Annotated in this window: 20 protein-coding genes; 11 read left to right on the top strand and 9 right to left on the bottom strand. The window is 64.1% G+C overall.

The window, feature by feature from the left end:
- Nucleotides 1-33 precede the first annotated feature (33 nt).
- The 3 genes from CXP40_RS21110 (at nucleotide 34) to CXP40_RS21100 (ending at nucleotide 2,799) form a co-directional block, all read left to right on the top strand.
- Nucleotides 34-693 carry a pentapeptide repeat-containing protein gene (locus tag CXP40_RS21110; RefSeq protein WP_079783512.1) on the top strand — a complete coding sequence of 220 codons (660 nt, stop codon included), beginning with the start codon at nucleotides 34-36 and terminating at the stop codon, nucleotides 691-693.
- Nucleotides 694-1,072: 379 nt separating this feature from the next.
- A complete protein-coding gene (locus tag CXP40_RS21105) occupies nucleotides 1,073-1,501 on the top strand; it encodes a DUF2231 domain-containing protein (protein WP_106735328.1) in 429 nt (142 codons plus the stop codon).
- Nucleotides 1,498-2,799: a sorbosone dehydrogenase family protein gene (locus CXP40_RS21100; protein ID WP_106735327.1), complete on the top strand. Its 1,302-nt coding sequence runs from the start codon at nucleotides 1,498-1,500 to the stop codon at nucleotides 2,797-2,799. The genes CXP40_RS21105 and CXP40_RS21100 overlap by 4 nt, the downstream gene beginning before the upstream one ends.
- 172 nt (nucleotides 2,800-2,971) lie before the next feature.
- Here the strand turns inward: CXP40_RS21100 and CXP40_RS21095 are convergent, their stop codons facing one another.
- Genes CXP40_RS21095 through CXP40_RS21085 form a run of 3 tightly spaced genes read right to left on the bottom strand, consistent with a single transcriptional unit; the run spans nucleotide 2,972 to nucleotide 5,335 of the window.
- Entirely contained in the window at nucleotides 2,972-3,622 is a 651-nt protein-coding gene (locus CXP40_RS21095; protein WP_106735326.1) for a response regulator transcription factor, read from the bottom strand.
- Nucleotides 3,619-4,884: a histidine kinase gene (locus CXP40_RS21090; protein ID WP_106735325.1), complete on the bottom strand. Its 1,266-nt coding sequence runs from the start codon at nucleotides 4,882-4,884 to the stop codon at nucleotides 3,619-3,621. The genes CXP40_RS21095 and CXP40_RS21090 overlap by 4 nt, the downstream gene beginning before the upstream one ends.
- Before the next feature lie 13 nt (nucleotides 4,885-4,897).
- Complete coding sequence (locus CXP40_RS21085; RefSeq protein WP_099523017.1) at nucleotides 4,898-5,335, bottom strand: copper-binding protein; 438 nt, start codon at nucleotides 5,333-5,335, stop codon at nucleotides 4,898-4,900.
- Between the two features lie 249 nt (nucleotides 5,336-5,584).
- On the opposite strand from CXP40_RS21085, the gene CXP40_RS21080 reads away from it, so the two are divergent.
- From CXP40_RS21080 to CXP40_RS21045, 8 genes are all read left to right on the top strand, one after another.
- A complete protein-coding gene (locus CXP40_RS21080; RefSeq protein WP_106735324.1) occupies nucleotides 5,585-6,544 on the top strand; it encodes a tetratricopeptide repeat protein in 960 nt (319 codons plus the stop codon).
- A gap of 121 nt (nucleotides 6,545-6,665) precedes the next feature.
- On the top strand, nucleotides 6,666-7,847 hold the full coding sequence (locus CXP40_RS21075; RefSeq protein WP_106735323.1) for an ABC transporter substrate-binding protein: 1,182 nt from the start codon (nucleotides 6,666-6,668) through the stop codon (nucleotides 7,845-7,847).
- Between the two features lie 113 nt (nucleotides 7,848-7,960).
- Complete coding sequence (locus CXP40_RS21070; protein ID WP_106735322.1) at nucleotides 7,961-8,926, top strand: YVTN family beta-propeller repeat protein; 966 nt, start codon at nucleotides 7,961-7,963, stop codon at nucleotides 8,924-8,926.
- A complete protein-coding gene (locus tag CXP40_RS21065; protein ID WP_106735321.1) occupies nucleotides 8,923-9,744 on the top strand; it encodes an ABC transporter ATP-binding protein in 822 nt (273 codons plus the stop codon). Before CXP40_RS21070 ends, CXP40_RS21065 begins: the two co-directional genes overlap by 4 nt.
- Nucleotides 9,744-10,535, top strand: a complete 792-nt coding sequence (locus CXP40_RS21060) for an ABC transporter permease (RefSeq protein WP_106735320.1) — start codon at nucleotides 9,744-9,746, stop codon at nucleotides 10,533-10,535. The genes CXP40_RS21065 and CXP40_RS21060 overlap by 1 nt, the downstream gene beginning before the upstream one ends.
- A gap of 248 nt (nucleotides 10,536-10,783) precedes the next feature.
- The gene (locus CXP40_RS21055) at nucleotides 10,784-11,359 is read left to right on the top strand and encodes a PQQ-dependent catabolism-associated CXXCW motif protein (RefSeq protein ID WP_106735319.1); all 576 of its coding nucleotides are present in this window, start codon (nucleotides 10,784-10,786) and stop codon (nucleotides 11,357-11,359) included.
- Between the two features lie 23 nt (nucleotides 11,360-11,382).
- The gene (locus tag CXP40_RS21050; RefSeq protein WP_106735318.1) at nucleotides 11,383-12,048 is read left to right on the top strand and encodes a response regulator transcription factor; all 666 of its coding nucleotides are present in this window, start codon (nucleotides 11,383-11,385) and stop codon (nucleotides 12,046-12,048) included.
- Between the two features lie 154 nt (nucleotides 12,049-12,202).
- Complete coding sequence (locus CXP40_RS21045; RefSeq protein WP_106735317.1) at nucleotides 12,203-12,622, top strand: GNAT family acetyltransferase; 420 nt, start codon at nucleotides 12,203-12,205, stop codon at nucleotides 12,620-12,622.
- A gap of 137 nt (nucleotides 12,623-12,759) precedes the next feature.
- On the opposite strand, the gene nahK is transcribed toward CXP40_RS21045, so the two are convergent.
- The 6 genes from nahK to CXP40_RS21015 all read right to left on the bottom strand — a co-directional run bounded on the left by nahK (nucleotide 12,760) and on the right by CXP40_RS21015 (nucleotide 23,076).
- On the bottom strand, nucleotides 12,760-15,402 hold the full coding sequence (gene nahK, locus CXP40_RS21040) for a hybrid sensor histidine kinase/response regulator NahK/ErcS' (RefSeq protein WP_177429704.1): 2,643 nt from the start codon (nucleotides 15,400-15,402) through the stop codon (nucleotides 12,760-12,762).
- A complete protein-coding gene (nosP, locus tag CXP40_RS21035; RefSeq protein ID WP_106735315.1) occupies nucleotides 15,332-16,495 on the bottom strand; it encodes a nitric oxide-sensing protein NosP in 1,164 nt (387 codons plus the stop codon). The genes nahK and nosP overlap by 71 nt, the downstream gene beginning before the upstream one ends.
- Before the next feature lie 258 nt (nucleotides 16,496-16,753).
- Nucleotides 16,754-17,146 (bottom strand): hypothetical protein, encoded by a 393-nt coding sequence (locus CXP40_RS21030; protein ID WP_106735314.1) that lies wholly within the window; start codon nucleotides 17,144-17,146, stop codon nucleotides 16,754-16,756.
- 316 nt (nucleotides 17,147-17,462) lie between these two features.
- On the bottom strand, nucleotides 17,463-18,647 hold the full coding sequence (locus tag CXP40_RS21025) for a porin (RefSeq protein ID WP_106735313.1): 1,185 nt from the start codon (nucleotides 18,645-18,647) through the stop codon (nucleotides 17,463-17,465).
- 314 nt (nucleotides 18,648-18,961) lie between these two features.
- Nucleotides 18,962-21,352: a pyrroloquinoline quinone biosynthesis protein PqqF gene (gene pqqF, locus CXP40_RS21020; protein WP_106735312.1), complete on the bottom strand. Its 2,391-nt coding sequence runs from the start codon at nucleotides 21,350-21,352 to the stop codon at nucleotides 18,962-18,964.
- Nucleotides 21,353-21,522: 170 nt separating this feature from the next.
- Nucleotides 21,523-23,076, bottom strand: coding sequence for a BCCT family transporter (locus CXP40_RS21015; protein WP_106735311.1), 1,554 nt, complete (start codon nucleotides 23,074-23,076; stop codon nucleotides 21,523-21,525).
- Nucleotides 23,077-23,151 lie beyond the last annotated feature (75 nt).

Here is a 23,151-nt window from a genome sequence, read left to right as displayed (position 1 = left end):
TGCCTCACCCATCATCCCATTCGAGGACTCGCCATGAACTACCTGCCCCTGCTTATCCCGGTCCTGCTACTGGTAATCGGCAGCCACGCCATCGGCGCCGAAACCCAGAACGACGGCGTGCCGCAAATCAACGGCTGCCGCATCGAACCCGACAGCAAATGCCCCAACGCCAACCTGCGTGGCGCTGACCTGCGCAATCTCGACATGCGTCGCATGGACCTGTCCGGTGCCGACCTTTCCGGCGCCGACCTGCGCCATGTCAACCTCGACCTGGCCAATCTGGAGAAAGCCAAGCTACGCGGCGCCAACCTCACCCGCGCCAGCCTGCAACAAAGCAACCTGCGCTTGGCTGACCTGTCCGGCGCCAGCCTGGTCGCCATCAGTGGCTGGGCCCTGTTCGCCCAGGCTGCGCAATTCGAAGGCGCCGACATGCGCGCCGCCAACCTGGAGTTCGCCCGCCTCTCCGGCGCCAAACTGCACAACGTCCAGCTGCAGGCGGCCAACCTGGAAATGACCTGGCTGAGCAAGGCCGACCTGAAGGGTGCACATCTGGAAGATGCCAACCTGCAGGAAGTGAAACTCAGCGGCTCCAACCTGGAGAACGCCAACCTCACCGGCGCGCGCACCCGCTTCGGCAACTTCCAGGACGCCAACATGCCCGGCTGCGTGCAATGCCCCAAGGGTTGGGACTGAGCCTAATCCCGCAAGGCCCTGATTCGTAGGGTGGGCCGGGCGGCGCTCCGCTTCAGCCCACCAACAGGCAGTGCAGCTAACGCCAATCCGCGTTCTGGCGGGTTGCACCCGCCCTACGCCGTTCAACGCTCTCCCCCGTAGGAGCGGCTGGGCGGCATTCCGTTTCAGCCGCGATGCTCAAGAGCGCTTCGCGGCTAAAGCCGCTCCTACTCCCCAGGCGAGCACCAGATCCAACACCTCACACCAAAAACCTCGCTCTCCCGCCCAGCCGCAAAACAACCTGAACCATGCCCACCCAGGGCAATCCCTTCTTAGGAACAGCCAGATCGAGGCGGCAGCATCCAGGCCGTCATCAGTCATTGCCCAAGAGGGATCTGCCATGACCACCACCACTGCAACGTCACACGTCTACCCCAACGTTCTCAGCCCCTTGCACGCCACCCTGCTGTGCGGCCAGGTGCCGCTGTTTCTCGGCGCCCTGATGGCCGACATCGCCTACTACCGCAGCTACCAGATCCAGTGGAGCAACTTCGCCTCCTGGCTGATCGCCGGTGCTCTGGTATTCGCCGGCCTGGCGCTGCTGTTCGCCCTGGTCGGGCTATTTCGTCGACGCAATCCGCGCCCACTCACCTACTTCCTGCTGCTTCTGGTTACCTGGGTGCTGGGCTTCATCAACGCGCTGGAGCACGCCAAGGACGCCTGGGCCGTGATGCCCATGGGCCTGGCCCTGTCGGTGATCGTCACCTTGCTAGCCATTGCCGCCACCTGGGTCGGCATGGCCCAGCCAAGCACAGGAGGTGCCCGATGAAAACGCACCTAGCACTCACCGCCCTGCCCCTCGCCCTGCTGTTGACCGCCTGCGGCGAAGAGCCCGGCAGCAACCAGCAGTTCTACGGCGCCCAGCCGGACTTGCCCTCCCCCGAACGTGGCATCCTGCCGAGCATGACCATTGCCGAACCGACACCCTGGGGTGATCAACGACCGACCGTGCCCGAAGGGTTCAGCGTCACTGCCATCGCCACCGACCTGAAGATTCCCCGGCAAACCCTGGTGCTACCCAACGGCGACATCCTCGTTGCCGAAGGCCGTGGTGGTAACGCGGCCAAACTCAAGCCCAAGGACGTAATCGCCGGTGTGATCAAGGCACGCGGCAACACCTCGGTGGAAAGCGGCAACCGCCTGACCCTGCTGCGCGACGCCGATGGCGACGGCAGCTACGAGCTGCAGACGGTGTTCGCCGAAGACCTCAACGCGCCCTACGGCCTGGCCCTGCACGAAGGCAACCTGTACGTGGCCAACCAAGACGAGCTGGTGCGCTTCGACTATGAAGAAGGCCAGACCAAGGCCAGCGGCCCTCCGAGCAAGGTCGCCGACCTGCCATCGGCGATCAACCATCATTGGACCAAGGCGCTGACCATCAGCGAAGACGGCCGCTACCTGTACGTTGGCATCGGCTCCAACAGCAACATCACCGAGCGCGGCATGGAGGCCGAAGTCGACCGCGCCCTGGTCTGGCAGGTCGACGCCGAAACCGGCGCCTACAAACCCTACGCCACCGGCCTGCGCAACCCCACCGCGCTGGCCATCCAACCGGGCACCGGCACCTTGTGGGCGGTGGTCAACGAGCGTGACGAACTGGGCGAAGACCTGGTGCCCGACTACCTGACCTCGGTGCAGGAAGGCGGCTTCTACGGCTGGCCCTACAGCTACTTCGGCCAGCACGTCGACCCACGGGTGAAACCGCAGAATCCGGACAAGGTGGCCAGCGCCATCGCCCCGGACTATGCGCTCGGCGCCCACGTCGCAGCGTTGGGCCTGGACTTCTCCAGCGAAGTGATGGGCGAGCAATATGCCGACGGCGTATTCGTCGGCGAGCACGGCAGCTGGAACCGCAAGAACCCGGTGGGCTACAAGGTGATCTTCGTACCTTTCGAAAACGGCCGCCCTTCAGGCGACCCCATCGACTTCGTCACCGGCTTTCGCGCTGAAGACGGCAAGACCCGAGGCCGCCCGGTTGGCGTCACAGTCGACCCGAGCGGCGCACTGATCGTGGCGGATGATCTGGCGAATACGGTTTGGCGGGTGGTGCGAGAAGGTAGCGAGTGAGGCTAAGCAACCGGTCACACTTATCGCCTATGGCTCCCACGCACCGCGTGGGAACCAGCCTGCGACGCTCTGCGTCGCCTGCGAATTCAGTTGCGCCTCGCCAGTGGAGGCGGAGCGTCAAGAGCTGCATACCACGCGATAAAAGCAGCCCAGTGAGCCAACCATTGCGGCCTCAGGCACTCTCCAACCCCACCCTTACCACTCCACTATCAATCGCCAAATGCACCAACTCCGCCTGCGAGCTGATCTGCAGTTTGTTCTTTACCAGGGTCTGATAATTGGACAGGGTCTTGGCGCTGATGCACAGCTTCTCGGCAATCTGCCTCGGTGGCAGGCCGCGGGCGAGCATGACGAAGATTTCGAACTCGCGCTGGGTCAGTTCGCGCAGGCGTGGGTCGAGGCCGTCGCTGCTTGCGGGGTTGCATGCCAGTTGGGTGGCCAGTTGCTGCTCGATATAGGCGTGGCCGGCGGCAGTACGTTTGACCGCTTCCACCAATACTTCCGGTGAGGAGTTCTTGGTCAGGTAGCCGATGGCGCCGGCGTCCAGTGCCTGGCGTACCAGCGGCAGTTCGTCATGCATGCTGAAGAACAGCACCCGCAGTTGTGGCAGGCGCTGACGCAGGCGTCTGGTGGTTTCCAGGCCGCTGATGCCGGGCAGGCCGATGTCCATGATCACCAGGTTGGGAATCTCTTCCTGTACCCGCTGCAGGGCCTGCTCGCCATCGCAGGCTTCGCGCAGTTGCACGTCTGGCAACAGCGCACGCAGCAGGCTGGCGTAGCCCTGGCGTACCACGGCGTGATCGTCCACCAGTAGAACCTTCATCGCGTAGCCTCCAGAGGAATATTCAGACATAACGCCCAGCCGGCTTGCGGTCGACTGTGCAAGCGCAATTCTCCACCGAGGCTGCGGCTGCGCTCACGCATCGAGCGCAGGCCGATGCCGGGGCGCAGCGGTAGCGCAGTGCCCTGGCCGTTATCGCGTACCAACAAGCGCAGGCCCTGGCCGCGGCGTTGCAGGCGAATGCGCACTTCGCTGGCATCGGCATGGCGGGCGACATTGGTCAGCGCCTCCTGCACCAGGCGATAGAGATGGGCCTTGCTCGCCAGCGGCAGGCTTGGCAGTTGTTCGCTCAGTTGCAGGCGGCAGCGAATGCCTTGCGCCTGCTGCCAGTCAGCAGCCAGTTGTTGCAGTGCCGGGCCGAGTTCCAGGCGCTCCAGCACCACCGGATAGAGGTCGCGGATCAGGCTGCGAAAGCCCTGCTGCAGGCGCTCGCAGTTGTCGTCGAGCAGACGCGCGGTGTCCTGCACCTGCTGCGGCCGGTCGGCAATCACCTTGAGCAGGCAAGCCTGGGCGCGAATGCCGCTGAGGTATTGGCCAAGGTCATCATGCAAGGTCTGGCCGAGGCGCGTGCGCTCGCGCTCCTGCAACTCCAGCAGCGCCTGGGTCAGCTCGGCGTTGTCCGCCTGCACCTGTTGCAGGGTGATGGTCATCTCGTTGAAGTGCGCCGCCAGGTGCTTGGCCTCGGCCAGGCCGTGGTCGTGCAAACGCGTATCGAAGTGACCGGCGCCGACTTCGCGCAGGCCGGCGAGCAGCTCGTCCAGCACGCGCCTGGCCCGGTTTACGGCGAAGCGGATGGTGAGCAGGCTGAGGATCAGGGCGAAGGCGCTAAGCAGCAGCAGTTGCAGCAGCGAGTCGTAGATTTCCTCGATCTCGTCATAGGGGTCGAGAGCGATACGCAACTCGCGGCCATCTTCCAGCGGCCAGGCATCGGCCACCAGTGAAGCCGAGCCCAGCAGGCGCTCGGCGATCCAGTGCTCGATGAGGCTTTCGGTCTGCTGCTCGGGCTCTTCGCCCGGTCGCAGCCAGCTCACGCGGATATGCCGCAGGTTCTCGGTCAGTTCTGGGCGCAGGCTGCCGGGGTTGCTGCGCGCCACTTCACCGAGGTATTCCACTACCGCTTCGGCGGCCTGTAGCTCGCGCTGCACATCGTGGCTGGCCTGGCGCAACAGCAGCGCCAGCCCGGCCAGGGTCACCAGCCCGAACAGCAGGCTGACGCCGAAATTGATACGGCCCAGGGCAGTCATCTACTTGGCCGCGCTACTTGACGACGAAGTAACCGAGCATGCCCTTGCCTTCCAGGCCTTTGGCGTAGAAGCGGTATTTGCCCGGTTTGACCGGCAGGAAGAAGATCTCCGCCTCGCCAGCCTCTTCGAACTCCAGTTCAGTGAGGGTGACCGCCTTGATCTCCACACCACCCGCCTCGACCTTGCGCAGGTAGATGGAAGTGGCGAACTCCGGCGCCTGGAAGGCGTATTCCTTCTGTCCGCTGGCGATGATCTTGAGCTGGTAGGCCTGGCCGGTTTCCAGTTGGTACTCAGTCTGCGACATGAAGTAGTCGCTGTCGTCGTTACCCAGCACCAGGTCAGGCAATGCCACCGGGCGGCGGGTCATATCACCGGCGGCGTGCAATTGATCGACACCGAGCAGGCTGATGATCAGCAACAGCGGCAGTAGCAGAGCCTTGAAAATACGCATGGCGTTCACCTGTTCTTGTTATTGGACGTTGACTGCCATGCTAGGAAGTAACGCCTTGCGCCGGATTACTACCTTGGTACTGACGCGCTGGTACTTTGGGCATATTTCCCGGCAGCTGCGGGCTGACTGCCCAGCACGACCGCCCTACCCGCCACCATTGGTGCATCCATTCGCCACCATCGAGTTAGATACCCCACGCACTGGGCTTGTTAGCCTCCATTGCCCGCGTCTAACCACTGGAGTATCACCATGCGTCAACTTGCCGGCCTGTTGCTGGGCGCTCTGTTGAGTACGCCGCTGAGCGCCAGCGACGACGAACAGACGCGCATTGCTCGCGAGATGATCCAGGTGCTGGACGCTTACGCGGTGTACAAAATGGGCGACTTCGACGAAGCCTTCGAGCGCTATCGCCGGCTCGCCGAAGCCGGTAACCGCCAGGGCATGCTCAACCTGGGCAACATGCACGCCGCAGGTCTCGGTACCAGGATCGATCTGGGGCAGGCGTTGAGCTGGTACCAACACGCAGCTGATGCGGGCGACGCTATCGGCATGTATGAAGTGGCCCGCGCCCACGACATCGGGCTCGGTACGCCAGCTAACCCCGACGAGGCGCTACGCTGGTACCAGCGTGCCGCCGAGCAGGACAACGCCGACGCCCAGTGGGCGCTGGGCGAGCGCCTTTACCAGCAGGGCCAGCACGCCAATGGCCTGAGCTGGATTCGCGCTGCGGCCAGGCAAGGCGAACATGCGCAGGCCCAGCAGTTTCTTGCCACGCTGGACGGTGATGGCGTTGCCGCCATCCAACCCAATAACGAACAACGCCAAGCGGTACTGGCCGCACTCAGCATGATCGACCAGGCGGCGCAGCGCCGTGACGTCGACGCGCTGGTGGCGTTGATCCACGATGACGCCCAAATACAGGTGCGCCTCCCGCAGTCACGTAGCTGGCAAGCGTTGAGCAAGGCGCAGCTGCGTACATTGTGGCAACAAACATTCGCCCAGACAGATCGCTATCACTACCAACGTAACGAACCAGAACTGCTGAGTACTGATGATGGGATCCTGGCCTTCTCGCTGATTCGCGAAACGCTGGCACGCGGCGAACGTACGCAGCAGCTGGAAATCCACGAGAGCGCCCGACTGCAACTCCTTGAGGGCAGGGCAAGCATCTACGGTCTGCGCCTGGATATCCGCCAGCGGGGCGAGTGAGCACGACACACCGCCACCCTGAAGAGCTACTACCTTCGTACGTGTCCGGCGCTACCTTGGGCATATTTCCCGAGCCGTAAGCGCTTCCTATGCTGGCGACACCCTTTGCAGGAGTCGTCCCATGCACCGGATCAGTTGCCGCTTTTTGTTCTGCCTAGCTGCCATATTCAGCTTGGTGGTCGAAGCCAGCGCGAACGAGCTGCAGGTGCGCATCGGCTACCTGGCTCATCAACCACCACGCGGGCCATTGCTGTCCAACGTCATCCCCGAACCGCTGGACGCCGGCCGCCGCGGCGCGGAGCTGGCGATCATCGATAGCAACAGCACCGGGCGCTTCCTCAAGCAGAGATTCGAACTGCAAAGCGCCGAGAGCGAGGATGCAACCGAGCTGCTTGCCGCCGCCGAACAACAACATCAGGCCGGCATTCGCCTGTTCGTGATCAACGCCCCCGCTGCGACCCTGCGCCTGCTCAGCGCGCGCCTGCCGGACAGCCTGCTGCTCAACGCCGGCAGCGCCGACGACGGCCTGCGCCGCGAGCAATGCCTGGGCAACGTGCTGCACACCCTGCCCAGCCGCGCCATGCTGACCGACGCCCTGGCGCAGTTCCTCGCCGTGCGCAAATGGACACGCTGGCTGCTGGTCACCGGCAGCACCGAGGACGACATCGCCTACGCCGACGCGCTCAAGCGCGCCGCCAAACGCTTCGGCCACAAGATCGTCGCCGAGAAGCCGTGGAGCTTCGACAACGACCAGCGCCGCAGCGCCCAGGCGGAAATGCCGCTGTTCACCCAGGCCAGCGAGTACGACGTGGTGCTGGTGGCCGACGAGCGCGGCGACTTCGGCGAATACCTGCCCTACAACACCTGGTACCCGCGCCCGGTAGCGGGCACCCAGGGCCTGACCCCGACCGCCTGGCACAAAACGGTGGAAACCTTCGGCGCTGCGCAGTTGCAGAAACGCTTCGAGGAGCTGGCCGGACGCTGGATGAACGACCGCGACTTCGCCGCCTGGATGGCCGTGCGCAGCTTGGCCACGGCCATCACCAAGCAGCGCACCGGCGAGCCGCAGGGTATTCGTCACCTGCTGCTGAACGAACAACTGCCGCTGGACGGTTTCAAGGGCCGCAAGTTGAGCTTCCGGCCGTGGAACGGCGAACTGCGCCAACCTATTCCGCTGGTGCATCCGCGCGCCCTGGTCAGCACCTCGCCGCAGGACGGTTTTCTCCATCCCAGCAACGAGATGGACAGCCTCGGCTATGACCGGCCCGAGGTGAGCTGCGATCTGGCGGGTATGTCCCTGTAGGAGAACACCTGTGGGAGGGGCTTTAGCCGCGAGAGTCGCCGCTTAAGCGCCTCCCACAAAAGCAAGCCACCCAGCCGACGGCTGCAAATCATTACAACAAGAGGATAAACCCCATGCACCTGACCCGCCTCGCCTGCGCCGTCGCCTTCGGCCTGGCCTGCCACTCAGCCTTCGCCGCCACTGCCTACGTGTCCAACGAGAAGGATGACAGCATCAGCGTCATCGACCTCGACAGCCTGGAAGTCACCGCCACCCTCGATGTTGGTATGCGCCCGCGCGGGTTGCTGCTGTCTTCCGACAACAAGCTCTTGTACATCTGCGCTAGCGACTCGGACCGCGTGCAAGTGATGGATCTGGCCACGCGCAAGATCGTCAAGGAGCTGCCCTCCGGCGCCGACCCCGAGCAGTTCGCCCTGCACCCCAACGACCGTTGGCTGTACATCTCCAACGAGGACGATGCGCTGGTCACGGTGGTCGATACCCAGAGCGACGAAGTGCTGGCGCAGATCGAAGTCGGCGTGGAGCCCGAAGGCATGGCGGTGAGTCCCGACGGCAAGTGGGCAGTCAACACCAGCGAAACCACCAATATGCTGCACTGGATCGATACCAGCACCAATCAACTGGTGGACAACACCCTGGTCGACCAGCGCCCGCGTCACGTCGAATTCGACAAGGACGGCAAGCGCCTGTGGGCCTCGGCCGAGATCGGCGGCACGGTGACGGTGCTAGACGTCGACTCGCGCCAGGTGCTCAAGGTGCTCAACTTCGCCATCAAGGGCGTACACCCGGACAAGGTGCAGCCGGTCGGGGTCAAGCTGACCGACGACGGCAAGTACGCCTTCGTCGCCCTCGGCCCGGCCAACCATGTGGCCGTGGTGGATGCCAAGACCTACGAGATTCTCGACTACCTGCTGGTGGGCCGGCGCGTCTGGCACCTGGCGTTCACCCCGGATCAGAAGCGCCTGCTGACCACCAACGGCGTCAGCGGCGATGTATCGGTGATCGACGTCGATACGCTCAAGGTGACCAAGTCGATCAAAGTTGGCCGCTATCCCTGGGGCGTGGTGGTGACGCCATGAATGCGCTGGAGGTGAGCGGCGTCGGTTTCGCCTATGGCGCCCGCCAGACGCTCAACGACCTGGCCTTCGAGCTGGCGCCAGGCCGCTTCGGTGCCCTGCTCGGCCCCAACGGTGCCGGTAAGTCCACGCTGATCGCCCTGCTCACCCGCCTGTACGACCTGCAGCAAGGCGACATCCGCATCTTCGGCCATAGCCTGCGTGAGCAGCCGCGCCAGGCGTTGCGCCAGCTCGGCGTGGTATTCCAGCAGAGCACGCTGGATCTCGACCTCTCGGTGCAGCAGAACCTCGCCTACCACGCGGCGCTGCACGGCATGCCTCGTCGCGAGGCACAGGCGCGTATAGACGAGGAGCTGCTGCGCCAGGATCTCGCCGAGCGTCGTCACGACAAGGTGCGCACGCTCAACGGCGGCCACCGCCGCCGCGTGGAGATTGCCCGCGCCCTGCTCCACCAGCCGCGCCTGCTGCTGCTCGACGAAGCCAGCGCCGGGCTCGACCCAGCCAGCCGCCTGGCGCTGGGCCGACATGTGCGCAACCTGTGCCGCGAGCAGGAGTTGTGCGTGCTGTGGACGACTCACCTGCTGGATGAGATCGAGTCCAGCGACGACCTGCTGATCCTGCATCGCGGCGCGCGCGTGGCCTGGGGCAAGGCCAGCCAGTTCGGCGACGACCTGGCCATCAGCTTCGCCCGCCTCACCGGTGACGAGGCGCTTGGCCGTGGCCATGTGCGCGAGGCGCTGCGGCCGAAGCGTGCCGACGAAGTTGGCGATGATGAAACGGCCCCGGTGCGCACGGCGCACCCTACGCGAGGTGCTCGCTGATGACCGCCTATTGGGAATGCCTGCGTGGCATCGTCCTGCGCGAATGGCTGCGCTTCGTGTTGCAGCGCTCGCGCTTTCTCAGCGCCCTGGTGCGCCCGTTGCTCTGGCTGCTGGTGTTCGCCGCTGGCTTTCGCGCCGCGCTGGGCATCGCCATCATCGAGCCATACGACACCTACATCACCTACGACACCTATATCGTGCCGGGCCTGGCGTGCATGATCCTGCTGTTCAACGGCATGCAGGGCTCGCTGTCGATGGTCTACGACCGCGAGATGGGCAGCATGCGCGTACTGCTCACCAGCCCGCTGCCGCGCGCCTTCCTACTGGTGGCCAAGCTGCTGGCCACGGCGCTGATCTCGCTGCTGCAGGTCTATGCCTTCCTCGCCATCGCCTGGGTCTATGGCGTGCAGCCACCAGCCTGGGGCCTGCTCGCCGCGCTGCCGGCGCTACTTTTGGTGGCGTTGCTGCTCAGCGCGCTTGGGCTGCTGCTGTCCAACGGCATTCGGCAGCTGGAGAACTTCGCCGGGGTGATGAATTTCGTCATATTCCCGATGTTCTTCCTGTCGTCGGCGCTGTACCCGCTGTGGAAAATGCGCGAGTCCAGCGAGTGGCTGTACTGGCTGTGTGCGGCCAACCCCTTCACCCATGCGGTGGAGTTGGTGCGCAATGCGCTGTACCTGCGCCTGCATGTCGAGGCTCTGGCGGTGTGTACCGGCCTGACGCTGCTGCTCACCCTGCTCGCCGTGGCCACCTTCAACCCTCAACACGCGGCGCTGCGCAAAGCGGGTTAACCAATAGGGAATCCCCCCGTAGGGCGGACTCAGGAGCGCCAGCGAACAGTCCGCCGCGCTTCGTCGCCTCGCAAATCTGATGACGTACTGCTTCCCGAGCGGCCGGCGCACCGGGACGCCCTACATTGCATGCAAGGCGAACCGACCTCTTCTACTACTTTGGTACTGGTTTTCCTCTCCAACGTAGAATTCCCAAGCCCGCGACCATGGCCTGTAATACCGCTACAAAAATAAGTAGAGACCTTGCCATGAAGTACCGTCTGCCCGTGCAAGCAGGCCTGATGCTCGCCTCCCTGCTGTTGGTCTGCGTCGTGCGTGCCGAAGAGCTGTTCGATGCCGACGGCTATCGCAGCAGCCAGTACCGCAGCCCCACGCCTTCCAGTCTGGAAGGCGTACAGATCGTCGATACTCCCGCCCTGCAGAAGCTCCTTGCCGAGCGCCCGGATACCCGCCTGATCGACGTTTATCGTCGTCCCTTCGTGCAGGACCGTTTCGTCGAAGACGCGCCCCATGCCAACCTGCCTGGCAGCCTGTGGCTGGCTAACGTCGGCGACGGCAACCTGGCCCCACAATGGCAGCGCTACTTCACCCACTACCTGCACCAGCAGAGCCATGGCGACGTGCGCCAGCCCTTGGTGTTCTACTGCCGCTCCGACTGCTGGCTGAGCTGGAACGCCGCGCGTCGCGCCCATGCCATGGGCTATCGCCAACTCTACTGGTACCGTGACGGCGTCGATGCCTGGGAACAGGCCGGACTACCCCTGGAGCCTGCACAACCGGCCGAACTGCCTGCGGCTTTCCTCACGCCCACTGCCACACCATAATCACAACAACGAGGTGCAAGGCCATGTACAAGATTCTGATTGCCGACGACCATCCGCTGTTTCGTGAAGCCATCCATAACGTCATCGCCGACGGATTTCCCGGCAGCGAGATCATGGAAACCGCCGACCTGGACAGCGCCCTGGCGCTGACCCAGAGCCACGACGATCTGGACCTGATCCTGCTCGACCTGAACATGCCCGGCATGCACGGCCTGGGCGGGCTGATGAACCTGCGCAACGAGGCGCCAACCATCCCGGTGGTGATCGTTTCCGCCGAGCAGGACAAGCAGATCGTGCTGCAGGCCATCACCTATGGCGCTGTGGGTTTCATCACCAAGTCCTCGCCACGCGCGCAGATGACCGACGCCATCGCACAGATTCTCGACGGCAACGTTTATCTACCGCCGGATATCATCCGTTCGCAGAAAAGCGGCAGTTCACGGCAGCACCACGACAACCACAGCATCGCCCCGGAGCTGCTGCAGGCGCTGACGCGCAAGCAACTGTTGGTGCTCGAGCGGATGACCAAGGGCGAGTCGAACAAGCAGATCGCCTACAGCCTGGATATCGCCGAAACCACGGTCAAAGCCCACGTCTCGGCCATCCTGCGCAAGCTCAACGTGCATAACCGCGTGCAGGCGATTCTCTCGGCGGGCGATATCGATTTCGCCTCCTATCTGCGGCGCTAGCGTACGACAGGTTAGCTGTCGTTCCCGCGCAGGCGGGAAGCCAGAACCCGAGAAGCACCTGGGCTCCCGCCTTCGCGGGAGTGACGGACGAGGTTGTCCTGACTCCCGTCATCAAGCCGTGCTACAACGGCGGCCTCACCGATTGGAGTCCACCATGCACATCCGCCCCTTCCGGCTCGCTGACGAAGCCGCCGTCATTGATCTCTGGCAACGCTGCGACCTGACCCGCCCGTGGAACGACCCGCACAAGGACATCCAGCGCAAGCTGCAGGTTCAGCCCGAGCTGTTTGTGGTGGGTGAGATCGACGGCAAGCTGGTGGCCTCGGCCATGGCCGGCTACGAGGGGCATCGCGGCTGGGTCAACTACCTGGCGGTGTGCCCCGAACGACGCCAGCAAGGCCTGGCCCGTCAGTTAATGGCGTATATCGAAGAACAGTTGCTCGCTCTGGGCTGCCCCAAGCTCAGCCTGCAGGTGCGCGACACCAACGCTGCGGCATTGGCCTTCTACGAGCGGCTTGGCTACAAGATCGACGCCTCGGTCAGCCTGGGCAAACGCCTGATCGCGGATGATTGATGCCGCATAGGGTTTGCCATGGGTACGGCGCTCAATTGCATGGATTCGCACGCCTCGGTGCGCACGGCGCGCCCTACGGGGTGATCGAGGCTTGGGCGTCGTAGGGTGCGCCATGCGCACCGGGGCTCACGTCAATCTCAAGTCCCCGCCCCACGCTCCATCAAATGACTCATCGCCGCCTTCAGCTTCATCGGCCGCACTGGTTTGTGCAGCAGGCTATGGCCCAGTTCGCGCATCTGCTGCTTGAGCTCGTTGCTGTAGTTGGCGGTGATCATCAGCGCCGGTAGCGGCGTGCTGCGCCGGGCGTTGATCTGCGCCACGGCGTCGACGCCATTGCGCTCGTCGTCGAGGTGGTAGTCGGCGATCAGCAGGTCGGCTTCGGCGTGGTAGTTGTCCACCTGGCACGCCAGGTCTTCTTCACTCAGCGCAGTCACCACCCGGCAGCCCCAGCCTTCGAGCAGGGTGCGCATGCCGGCGCAGATCGCCGCGTCGTTATCCAGCACCCAGACCCGCGCACCGCTAAGGCGTTCGAGCAACAGATCCGGGCTGTCCTGCACGGCACGCACACGCGGCGCACGGCGGGTCAGCGGCACCTCGACGGCAAACATCGAGCCCCTGCCCTGCTGCGACGCCACGCGAATGCGGTGGCCGAGCATGCCCGCAATTTTCTCGACGATCGCCAGGCCCAGGCCCAGGCCGCGATCCTGCTTGCGCTGCACGTTATCGCCGCGTTTGAACTCCTGGAAAATTTCCACCAGCTTGTCCTGGGCGATACCGATGCCGGTGTCCCAGACTTCGATGGACAGGCTGTTGCCGTGCCGCCGGCAGCCCAGCAGTACGCGCCCGCTGGCGGTGTAGCGAATGGCGTTGCTGAGGAAGTTGCGCAGGATCCGCGCCAGCAGTTGCACGTCACTGCGCACCAGGGCCGAGCTGGGCAGGTAATCCAGACGCAGGCCTTCGCTGCGGGCGATCTGGTGATACTCGGCGGCCAGATTTTCCAGCAGCTCGCTGACGGCGAATGGCGCGATATCGGGCTTGATCACCCCGGCATCGAGCTTGGAAATGTCCACCAGCGTGCCGAGCAGACTTTCCACGTCTTCCAGCGAGTTGCTGACGTTGCGCACCAACGGCGCGCAGCCTGACAGGTCGCGTTTCTCCAACAAGGCACTGGTGAACAGCCGTGCTGCATTGAGCGGCTGAAGCAGGTCATGGCTGACCGCGGCGAGAAACTTGGTCTTGGACAGGTTGGCCTGCTCGGCCTCGCCCTTGGCATCACGCAGGCGCGCTTCCATCTGCGTGCGCTCGTCGATCTCGCGGCGCAGCTGGTCGTTCACCGTGGTCAGCTCGGCGGTGCGCTCGCGTACGCGCTGTTCCAGGTGTTGATAAGCCTGGTGTAGTGCTTCGGCGGTGCGGCGACGCTCGGTGATGTCGCGGATCAGCACGAAGATGCCGACCACCTCGCCACTGGCCTGACGGTTGGGCACATAGGAACGCAGCATGTAGCGCTCCTGGCCGTTGTGGTTGGTTTCGGCGAATTCGAAGGTCACGCTCTCGCCGGACAGCGCCAGTTCGACGTAGGGCTCCAGGCGCTGGCAATGCTCCTCGCTGTGCACTTCGCGCAGGCTCTGGCCGAGCATCGCGCCACGTGGCCAGCAGTACCATTCCTCGTAGACCTTGTTGGTGAATTCGTAGACCAGGTCGGCTGACAGGTAGGCGATCAGCGCCGGCACGTGGTCGGTGATCAGGCGAATCCAGCGCTCGCTGTCGCTCAGTGCCTGAGCCTGGCGATGGCGCTCGGTGATATCGGTGAAGGTATTGACGAAGCCGCCGGTGGGCAACGGATGGGTGCGCACTTCCAGCATGCGCCCGTCGAACAGGCGCACCTCCACCTGGCGCAGTGGTTTGCCGGTGGCGTCGCGACTGTCCGGGGTCAGCGGCTCAAGTTCGCTTTCCGCCATCACTTCGGCGAACGGACGATGGGCGTTGATCGGCGCCAGCCCGCAGAGTTCGAGGAAACGGTGATTCCACAACTCCAGCGCGCCCTCGGCATTGACCATGGCCATGCCCTGCGACAGGTTGTCGACCGCGCGCTGCAGCAGGCGCGACTTCTGCGCCAGGGCCTGCTCGCGGCGCAGCGCCTCGCTCTGCTTCACCTCGGTGATGTCGGTGTAGAGGATCACCAGCCCGCCCTCGCGGGTCGGCCGCTCACTGACCTGCACCCAGCGCCCGTCCTGCAGGCGGAACAGGCTCGGCTCGCCCTCCTTGCCCAACTGCGCTTCCACCACCAGGCCGGTGCTGCGGCTCAGCCGGCGAATCTCCTCCAGCCGCGTGCCGGTGCCGATGCGTGCGCGGCTGCGCGCCCACAGCGCCTTGAAGCGACTGTTGAACAGCACGATGCGCTGGCGATCATCGAACAGCACGAAGGCGTCGGAGATGCTCTCGATAGCGTCGATCAGGTGCTGGTGCGCTGTCTCGGCGCGCAGCCGCGCATCACTGAGCAACTGGTTGCTGGATTTCAGTTCGGCCATCGCCTGGTTCAACGCGTCGGTGCGCTCGCGCACCTGCTCGGAGAGCACCACCGAATGCTGGAAGGCCGCGTAGGCGTCATCGCCACGGGAATGGATCGACTCGACCCGCTCGATCAGCGCGGCGTTGATGCGCCGGAGCTTGGCGTTTTCCTGCTCCAGCGCCGTACAGCGTGCCTGCAGCTCAGCGCTCGGCACGCCCAACAGGTCGGCCAATGGCGACACCGGTAAAGGTCTGGTTGATGTGCATGCCATTGAACTGCTCTCCGTAGGTGTTGAAGCCGATCACCCGCTGCTGGCGCAGCAGCGTGGCGACCGACTCGACGCCGCCATCGTTCTCGATCTCCAGGCGGCGCAGGAAGCAGTCGCAGCCGATGGTCAGCAGCAGCGGACCGAGACGCTGCTCCAGCCCGGCGAACAGCTGCTGCAAATTAGGCAGCAAGGGGCCGGGGTGCATGGCGGTAAGGACGATGCCGTTCTCGACCGCGCAGTAGAAGGTCAGGCTGAGGTCGTCGTGCACCTGCTGGATCGAGCGCACGTAGTAGTGATCGCTGATGCGCACCGCCAGCGGATAGGCGGCGAACGCGCGCAGATCCAACGCCTCGACCGGCACGCCGATCAGCTCGGCATATTCCTGCGCGGCCGGTGCGGCATTGAGTTCGTACACCCGGCGCGTGGCGCTGTCGGCGCGCGTCACCACCAGTTTTTCCGCACTGGGCTGGATGTGATGGGTGCTGAATACCTCGAACTCCAGCCAGGTGTTGAACAGCACCACCACCGCCGCACCGCTGTGAAAGCGCCCGCCGTGATAGACGTGGGTATGGGTCAGGTGGTTGTCGTCGCCGGCCGAGCCGCCGAAGTGCGGGATGCTGCCCAGCGCCGCGCTGAGCGCGCCGAGCACCAGTTCTTCGCGGCTGGACAAGCCGTCGAGCAGGGTCAGGGCGAAGCTGTGGCCCTTGATCGAGGCCAGCTCGTTGCTGCGGCAATTCTTGACCAGACCATCGACCAATTGCTGCGCGTCGAGCAGATTGAATCGCTCCATCTCGTCGATCAGCACGCTGGCGATGGAAAAGCAGCGCAGGTCGAAACCCAGCGCCACCACGCAGCCGCGGCCGTAGCCCTGCGGGGTGATCTCGCCGGCGCTGGTGCAGCCGACCAGGCTGACACCGCCGAAATGGGCCTCCAGCGCCTGGCCGAGGCCGTCGAGATCGTACTCGGCCGAGCAGAAGAACAGCACGAAACCGAGATAGGGATGGATCAGCTGGCGTGCCAGTTCCTGGGCGGCCAATTCCACATCCTTCGTGCTGGAGACGGCGCTGAGCACGCCCTCCGACTGTTCCAAGGCCATATCACGCCCCAATTCACGTGCTGATCATGGGGAAATTCTACGAAGCCGGCGCTGCCCGCCCCATGCTACTTGAGTACTGGATAGCCGACCCGTAGGGCGTACTCGCGAAGCAGTACGCCCGCGCCAAGGGCAATGATGGAGTCTGCCATCGAGCCCTACACGGCTCTCCATCACGGCCCGGAATCGCTGGTGCGCATGGCGCACCCTACCTAGGACGTCGCCATGCGTGTGTAGGGTGCGCCGTGCGCACCAGCGGTCTTACGGAGCCGGCCAGAACATCAGGGTCAGCACGAACATCCCGGCGTAGAAGCCGATCTCCAGGGTTTCCGTCCACGGCTGGATGCGCTTGATCGCGCCATGCACATGCACCAGCACCATCATCAGGGCCACCGCGGCCAGCACCTCGAAGGTGGTGTGCAGCGCTTCACCGGTCAGCGCGGCGCGAAGCATCAGCGCCTCGACGATCAGGATGAAGGCACCCAGACAGCGCCCGAAGTAGACCGCCAGGTCGATGTCCTGCGGAATGCGCCAGCGCATCAGGCGGGCCCAGGTCAGCGGCACAAGGAAGATGGGTAGCGCGAAGAACAGCGTGGTACTGATCGCCAGTACCAGCAGATAGGTTTGAGCCGATTCGCTCCAGAGTCCGATCATTGAATTATTCCTTTCGATCCCTGAGAGTCTGTTCACGATCTGGCGAGCTAGAGCGATACAACACCGATGGCGGCCCCGCAAAAACAAGCGAGGAGCGGCCGGGGTCGCGGGCGACTGTACTTTTGTACATGAGCATGACTCGCTTCGCTCGCCCCTTCGGGGCCGCACCAGAGGTGCGTTAGCCGCAAGCGGCTTCCGACCGGGCTGGCGATCCAGCTTGTTTTTAACGCAGTAGCGCCGACGCGCAGCAGATCGTGAACAGGCTCGAAAAGAACGGGAGGCCCTTGGGCCTCCCGTCGTCCGCAAGCCGTATGGCTTACCAGCTGAGTACCGCACCGACGGCGAAGGTGTCGGTGTCCTCGTTCAGACCGCTGCCAGCGGCGGCGTCGATCTGGTACTGGTTGTACTCGGCGACCAGCTTGAGGTTGTCGTTGATGGTGCGGAAGTAGGCGATACCGCGGGTCTCGTAGTCCGCTGCCACGCCCAGGCCGTTGCCGTCGTCCTCGGTCTTGCCATAGGACAGCGCCACGCGGTTCTTGCCCCAGGTGTAGGAGCCCTGCAGCAGGTAGCCGTCGCTGTCGATGTCACGCAGGGTCGGCTCGCCCAGGTTGTTGGTGAAGAACGGGTTGATGCCCTTGGCCTGAAAGCCCGAACCGGTCAGCGACAGGCCGCCGAACTTGGCCTGCACGCCATAGCCGAGACCCTTGGAGGTGACCTTGTCGACGGTGTCGTCGGTGTTCTCGGAGGTCTGGTAGGCACCGTTGACCCAGGTGTAGATGGTCGAACCGCCCACATCGAACTGGTAGCTGACCTCCGATTCGAAGCGCGGGTTTTCCTGGTAGGCCTTGCCGGTCGGGCTGTCGTCGTTGGTGTCGACCGGGTCCATGATGCCGACCGCGACACGCAGGCCTTCGGCCAGGTTGTTGTTGCGGTAGGTGATCTGCGAGGTCGGGAACGGATACGGGTAGCCGGTGCCGATGTTGCCGAAGGACACGCCGTTGCCGTCCACCAGGCCGAGGGTGTCGGACACGTTGCCGTAACCGGCCAGCAGCTCATCGAGGAAGATATTGGAGCGCGAGAACAGGCCGAAGTCCTTGCCCACCAGGACTTCGCCCCACTCCGGGCTGGAAACGGTGCCGTAGAACTGACGAACGTCGATGGCGGTGTCGGTGCCATTGGTTTCGCTGTCGTTGATGGTGACCCAGAAGGAGGAGCGGCCGGTCAGCTTGAGCCCGTCGATCTGCTTGCCGAAGTTGAAGCCGATCCAGTTGGGCAGAAAGCCCATCTTCACCCGCGACTGGCGGCGGTCGAACTGCTCGCCGTCGCGGTCCACGTCGCTGTTGACGTAGAAGGCGTTGATGTAGCCGTCGGTGGAGAAAGTGGTGTCGTCCTTGTCGTACAGGACGATCTCGGCGGCGGCCTGCTGCGCGGTCGCCAGGGCGACGGCCGTAGCCAGGGTCAGGGGCAGAAATCGAGTGATGGCGATCTTGTTGTTGTTCATAACGCTCTCCGCTTGAGTGGCGACCGCCAGGGCAGTCGTGTCGGAGGCGATTATCGAAAGCGAGTCAGGCGGGCCATACGCTGCCTTGGCAGCGATTCGCTGCTGCTTTGGCCGGGCGCTACCGGCCCGCTCCCGCCGGCTCGCGACCGACCTGCTACCGGTAGCAGGAGAAAGGTCGTAGTACCGGGCCAGCCCTAGGGCGTAGACGCGCACGCAAAGCGCTGTGAAAAGGGAAATAGGCAAACGTCTGCAGGCAGACGCAAAACACCCAGGCCTGCATATCGGAATGGAGAGCGGGAGGAAAAACGGTGCAGTTAGGCCGGCGACGGTGCTCCGCTGGCCAACACGCGCCAGTCGCGGGCGCTTAGCAACTGCTCATGTGCCCGCAGCAGATCGCTAGAGGTCAGGGCCACCAACGCCTGCTGCACCCGTTGCAGGTGCACCTCGGGCAAGCCTGCCAGATGCAACTGCCATAGCTGCTCGGCACGTGCCAGATTGGACTCGGCCGGGCTCAGTGTCGGTAGCAAGGCAGCGCGGTAACGCGACACGGCCTCATCATCCAGCGCAGCGAGCGACTGACGCTGCTCGCCCAGAAAGGCGCGGATATGCTCGAAGATGCCAGCCGCCTCGCAGACGGGTGACTGCAAGGCAAACAGTAAGCCCCGGCAACCCTCGACCTGGCGGAAGCCGGCGAACAGCGCGTAACCCAGTTGCAACTCACCGCGCAGGCGCTGGTAGAAACGTCCCTGCAACACCTGCCCAAGCAGACGCCAGGCGGCCTCGGTGCAGGCATCGACGGCAGGCAAGGGACAGAACAGCAGCAACGCGGCATCGGTACTTGGCTGCGCGACCTGGTGCCAGTCGATGCCAGTCTCGATACACGGCACGGGCGACAGATCCGTAAGCGCCTCGACAGCCACGCACAACTCGTTCAACTGCGCCTGCTCGCGCGCCCCAAGTCCAACACTCAGCCCTTCCAGTCGCGAGGTCTTGGGCAGCTCGCAGAGCTGCGGCAAACGCTGCAGCAGCGCCCGCAACAACATGCCCTGGGAAGCAGGCTCGACTGGTTCATCCTGCGCGGCCAACAGCAGCGGTAGCAGCAAGGCACTGAAGGCCGGCAACAGCGGTACCGGACCACGCAATGAAAGACTCCAGCCAGCGGCTTGCACGCTCAGCTGGCAGGCGATGCCAAGCCGCTCACCGCGCCAGCGCAGATCGGCACTACGCGCCAGCGATTCCGCTTCGATGGCCGCCGCGTCGCCCGCCGCCGCACAAGGGCCACGCCAGTAAAGCGCAGCCGGCCCACCCTCCACCTGCCCCGGATGATGTCGTAGCGCGGCCGATGGCAAAACGGCCGATGCCACGGCAGCGCCGGCCAGCAATGGATCATTGCCAGGCAGCCGCCAGGGATGGTTCGAAATTGGGGTTGGCGATGGCATCGGCAAGGCCTGCAATGGCAAATCTAATCCGATTGCCGGCCACAAGGGTCGCACCTGCTCGCCACACTGCAATTCGATCAACCCATCACCGCGGGCCAGGCAAGCCAGTACAGCATTCAGGTCGCGCAAGGTATGGCTAGCGTCCTGAGCAGACGACTGCAGTTCCCTGGCCGCCGCCAACGGGCTGAGCCCAAGCAACCTGAGCGCTGCTGCCTGCTGCTGGTGCTGCAGTCGCTGGGGCCAATCTGCATGGCCCTGCAGAGATATGGCCCAACTCTGCACAGCCGCGCGCACTGCGCCGCCCTGCTCCGCGCTGGCGCCATGAAAGTCCAGACGCAGCAGGCATTGCCCACCGTGCTGATACAGCACCCGCGCCTGCAACTGCCGGCACAATTGCATCGCGCGCAGGCCGTCGAGCAAGCCGCCAGGCGCAGGGTCATGCAAGGCATCCAGCAACAGATCCAACGATGCGTTCAGGTCGCGGGTGTCGAGCTGCACGGCAAGACCCAGGAACACACCCGAGTGACTGTGTTGTAGGTGCAGGCACGGTGCTCGCAGCGGCAGCAGGCCCGGCGGCGGAGCGGAACAGGCTTCGCCCTCGCCTGCAGGCAACGCTCCAAGCAGCGCCTCGGCGATATCCAGCAACTGCTCGGCCGGTTGTGGCCCGACCAGAGTCAGACACATGCGCCCGGCCTGGTAGTGACGCTGATGATGACCACGTAGCGCCCGCTGAAATTCCGCAGACTCCACGACCAGCGTGCTGCGATCACCGGCCAGGAACGCGCCGCAGCGATGCCCGGCGGAGAGCGCCTGGCCCAGCGCATGATCGATGCGACTGTCGGCATCCTGGCTGCGCGCCTGGTATTCGGCGTGCAGCACCTCGCGCTCGCGCAGCTGCGCATCACTCTCCAGCAGCGGCTGGCCGAGCATATCCAGCAGACGCATCAGCGCCGGATGCAACAAATCGGCCGGCAGCTCGCAGACAAAATCGGTATGGTGCGCTTGGGTCGAGGCATTGACCAGCCCGCCATGACGCTGGACGAAGGCCATCAAGCCCTGATCGACCGGGTATTCGCGGCTACCGAGAAACAGCAGATGCTCCAGAAAGTGCGCCAGGCCCGGATAGGCCAGCGGCTCGTCACGACTGCCCGCCGCCACCCGCAGACACAACCCTACCGACTGCGCCCAGCGCTGTTGCTGCGCACGCAGCAGTGCGCCATTGGCCAGGCGCCGAACAGGGGCAGAACGTGGAGCGTACAGGGTCATCGAGGGTTCTCTGGGCAGCGTACCGTTCAGCTTCGACAACGTACCAGCGCCAGGCAATCCTGCTTTCGGCCGAGTAAAACGCGCCTTTGGTCGTAAAAGCCGTGCACGCAGAAACGCAAACGCCCCGACGCCCGCCTTGCGGCGGGTGTCAGGGCGTCGATTGGCAGACGTCAGCTGCGGCAGTCTTCGATAAGGCCTTTGACCAGACCAATCATCAGCAGCAGCATCAGCCCCATGAACGGCAGGCCCATCGCCACGGCACCAGCCTGAATGCCCTTGAGCGCAGTATCGCCACCAATCACGAACAGCGTGACGGTCACCAACGCGATCATCACCAGCCATAGCACGCGCTGACCCGGCTGGGTGTCGGGGTCGCCACCGGCCGACAGGTTGTCAATCACCAGCGCACCGGAGTCCACCGACGTCACCATGAAGAACACCAACAAGGCGACCACCAGCAGCGAACCGATACCAGCCAGCGGCAGCATTTCCAGGAACTGGAAGATCGCCATGTTGACGTCACTGAGGCCAGCTGCAAGAGCACCGCTGCCGTCGATCACCTGGGCGATAGCGCCGCCACCGAAGGCAGAGAACCACAGCAGAGTGACCACGGTCGGCGCCAGCATCACCATGCCCACCATCTGGCGCAGGGTGCGGCCCTTGGAAACGCGAGCAACGAAAATACCCACCAGCGGGCCCCAGGTGCACCACCAGGCCCAATAGAACACCGTCCAGCCCTGGAACCAGTCCTGATCAGGACGATTGATCCAGTTGCTCAGTGGCAGGAACATCTGGCCGTAGTCGACCGCTGCGCTCAGGGTGTTGGATAAGAACGCCATGCCGCCAATACCCACCGCGACCAGCAGAAACAGCACCAACGCCAGCAGCATGTTGATGTTACTCAGGACCTTGACCCCGGCATCCAGCCCCCGCCACAGCGAGAACGCGGCCAGGCCGGTAACCGCGACGATGAACAGCAGTTGAAAGGCAAAGGTATTCGGTGTGCCCAGCACGTGGGCAATACCGGCCGTGGCCTGCATGGCGCCCAGACCCAGGGAAGTGGCCAGGCCGAAAATGCTCAGCACCACGGTGAACACATCGACCATCTGTCCCGGTAAGCCACGATGCCCACGCCCCAACAGCGGCTGCAGACCGGAACTGAGCGACAGTGGCAGGCCCTTGTTGTAGGAGAAGTACCCCACCACCAGCGCACTGGTCAGGTAAATCGCCCAGGGGTGAAAGCCCCAGTGATACAGCGTTGCGCCCATCGCTGCATGAGCAGCCTCCGGGGTGCTGGCGGCCACGTTCAGCGGTGTTTTCCACCAGGCGGTGTATTGCGCTACCGGCTCGGCGACGCCCCAGTACAGCAGGCCGACGCCCATGCCGGCGGCGAACATCATGGAGAACCACGACAGGGTGCTGAATTCGGGTTTGGCATCGCGACCACCGAGACGCACCTTACCCAGCGGCGACAGCGCCAGGCCGGCGCAGAACAGCACCGCCAGATTGCCCATGATGATGATGAACCAGTCGAAGTTCTTCAGGATCCAGCCCTTGATGCCTTCCAGCGTCTCGCCGAAGACCACGGGATTGCTCAGTGCCAGGAGAACCAGCAAAAGGATGATGGAGAAGGAAACGGGGAATATGACGCGATGGAAGTTCAAGCCGAGCACTCGAATATTGAAGTCTCGACCGACTATGTCTTCCGCAACCATAGGCTTCATGCACGCACCTCGATTTTGTTCTTGTAATAGTTTTCTCCGCATCCGGACTGAGCCCTGCAGGTGCAGTGAGCGGCT

Origin of the sequence: Pseudomonas sp. YY-1 (assembly GCF_002843095.1) — a bacterium.
Classification (GTDB): Bacteria; Pseudomonadota; Gammaproteobacteria; order Pseudomonadales; family Pseudomonadaceae; genus Aquipseudomonas; species Aquipseudomonas sediminis_A.
This window is presented reverse-complemented; position numbering and strand designations above follow the sequence as displayed.

Coding starts and splice junctions, on each gene's coding strand:
- CXP40_RS21110 (WP_079783512.1), top strand. CDS start 34: ATGAACTACCTGCCCCTGCTTATCCCGGTCCTGCTACTGGTAATCGGC.
- CXP40_RS21105 (WP_106735328.1), top strand. CDS start 1,073: ATGACCACCACCACTGCAACGTCACACGTCTACCCCAACGTTCTCAGC.
- CXP40_RS21100 (WP_106735327.1), top strand. CDS start 1,498: ATGAAAACGCACCTAGCACTCACCGCCCTGCCCCTCGCCCTGCTGTTG.
- CXP40_RS21095 (WP_106735326.1), bottom strand. CDS start 3,622: ATGAAGGTTCTACTGGTGGACGATCACGCCGTGGTACGCCAGGGCTAC.
- CXP40_RS21090 (WP_106735325.1), bottom strand. CDS start 4,884: ATGACTGCCCTGGGCCGTATCAATTTCGGCGTCAGCCTGCTGTTCGGG.
- CXP40_RS21085 (WP_099523017.1), bottom strand. CDS start 5,335: ATGCGTATTTTCAAGGCTCTGCTACTGCCGCTGTTGCTGATCATCAGC.
- CXP40_RS21080 (WP_106735324.1), top strand. CDS start 5,585: ATGCGTCAACTTGCCGGCCTGTTGCTGGGCGCTCTGTTGAGTACGCCG.
- CXP40_RS21075 (WP_106735323.1), top strand. CDS start 6,666: ATGCACCGGATCAGTTGCCGCTTTTTGTTCTGCCTAGCTGCCATATTC.
- CXP40_RS21070 (WP_106735322.1), top strand. CDS start 7,961: ATGCACCTGACCCGCCTCGCCTGCGCCGTCGCCTTCGGCCTGGCCTGC.
- CXP40_RS21065 (WP_106735321.1), top strand. CDS start 8,923: ATGAATGCGCTGGAGGTGAGCGGCGTCGGTTTCGCCTATGGCGCCCGC.
- CXP40_RS21060 (WP_106735320.1), top strand. CDS start 9,744: ATGACCGCCTATTGGGAATGCCTGCGTGGCATCGTCCTGCGCGAATGG.
- CXP40_RS21055 (WP_106735319.1), top strand. CDS start 10,784: ATGAAGTACCGTCTGCCCGTGCAAGCAGGCCTGATGCTCGCCTCCCTG.
- CXP40_RS21050 (WP_106735318.1), top strand. CDS start 11,383: ATGTACAAGATTCTGATTGCCGACGACCATCCGCTGTTTCGTGAAGCC.
- CXP40_RS21045 (WP_106735317.1), top strand. CDS start 12,203: ATGCACATCCGCCCCTTCCGGCTCGCTGACGAAGCCGCCGTCATTGAT.
- nahK (WP_177429704.1), bottom strand. CDS start 15,402: ATGGCATGCACATCAACCAGACCTTTACCGGTGTCGCCATTGGCCGAC.
- nosP (WP_106735315.1), bottom strand. CDS start 16,495: ATGGCCTTGGAACAGTCGGAGGGCGTGCTCAGCGCCGTCTCCAGCACG.
- CXP40_RS21030 (WP_106735314.1), bottom strand. CDS start 17,146: ATGATCGGACTCTGGAGCGAATCGGCTCAAACCTATCTGCTGGTACTG.
- CXP40_RS21025 (WP_106735313.1), bottom strand. CDS start 18,647: ATGAACAACAACAAGATCGCCATCACTCGATTTCTGCCCCTGACCCTG.
- pqqF (WP_106735312.1), bottom strand. CDS start 21,352: ATGACCCTGTACGCTCCACGTTCTGCCCCTGTTCGGCGCCTGGCCAAT.
- CXP40_RS21015 (WP_106735311.1), bottom strand. CDS start 23,076: ATGAAGCCTATGGTTGCGGAAGACATAGTCGGTCGAGACTTCAATATT.